Source organism: Protofrankia sp. Cr1, assembly GCF_963555865.1.
GTDB lineage: Bacteria > Actinomycetota > Actinomycetes > Frankiales > Frankiaceae > Protofrankia.
In genome coordinates, this window is sequence record NZ_CAUVXO010000397.1 from 1 (window position 1) to 1,195 (window position 1,195).

A 1,195-nucleotide genomic window follows, 5' to 3' on the forward strand; every position below is an offset into this window, starting at 1 on the left:
AATCAATGGCACGTCGAAACATCACGGGGGCGGCTCTCATAATCCGTCGGTCGTGGGTTCGAGTCCCACCCGCCCCACAGCAGCTGCGCAGGTCACAGACCCGTAACCGATCTCTATCGTGATCGTCGATCACCCCTGGCAGCCACACCGGCAGCCTTGGCAAGGGCTTTCCATTCCCGCCAGTCCGCCGCCGGGTCGATCGGACGCCCGTCCGGCCGGGTGAACACCAGCCCGTGTTCGTTGTCCCAGAGGTCCCCGGCCGTGACCCGGTCGGCATCCTGACGTTCACGGTGAGCGCGCAGTGCCGTGACCATCGGAGGCGGAAGGGTGATCGTGCGCCGGCCGGCGCGGCTCTTCGGCCGGACGATGAAGAACCCACCGCCATGCCGCTGCGGACAGTTCCCACCCCGCTTTCGTCCGCACGGATCGCCGTCACAGCCGTGCTGCCAGGGGCGACGTTGCAACGCCTGCCGCACGGTCAACGTCCCGGCGTCCAGATCGACCGCGTCCCACGGCAGACCGATCGCCTCACCCTGGCGCAGCCCGAGCGCCACCGCCACCGACCAACGCGCCCCGTTCGGCCGGGTAACCGCGACAGTCAGCACCGCACGTGCCTGCCCGGCGGTCAACGGCCGCACCTCCTCCCGGACGACGGACGGGACGTCCACCAGGGTGCAGACGTTGCGGCGGGGAACCTTGCCCCGCTGTACGGCGACCTTGAGCGCCCGGCTCAGGATGCGGAAGCACTGCAACACCGTCGCCGCCGCCAGCCCACCGGAAAGCAGCCCGTTACGCCACGCCTCGACATGTTCGGGTTCAAGCCGGTCCAACCGGTACCGCCCGAGGACCGGACTGATCCGGTTGCGGACATACCCGCGGTAGGTCGCCAACGTCGACGGCCGGACCCGTCCCGGCGCGATGTGACCGACCCAGTACGTCAGCCACTGCTCGACCGTCAGCGGCTTGTCACCAATGACGATCTTTATGCCGTCCTCCTGCTGCCGGTGCAGGGTACGCAGCTTCTCGGCGACCTCGGCGCGGGTCCGGCCCGACAGGTACTTACGTTGCCGTTTCCCGCCGACCCAGCCGAGATCCGCCGTGGCGCGCCAGCGGCCATCCGAACCCTTGTAGATCGCTCCTTCGCCGTTTCCGCGGCACCGTTTCGTCGCCATCAGGCACCGTCCAACGGAAGGCC

General features: G+C 68.7%; 1 protein-coding gene. It reads right to left on the reverse strand.

Features of this window, described 5'->3' with window-relative positions; all coding sequences use genetic code 11:
- Positions 1-113: 113 nt before the first annotated feature.
- A complete protein-coding gene (locus U9980_RS22225) occupies positions 114-1,172 on the reverse strand; it encodes a site-specific integrase (protein ID WP_322769705.1) in 1,059 nt (352 codons plus the stop codon).
- Between the last annotated feature and the right edge of the window lie 23 nt (positions 1,173-1,195).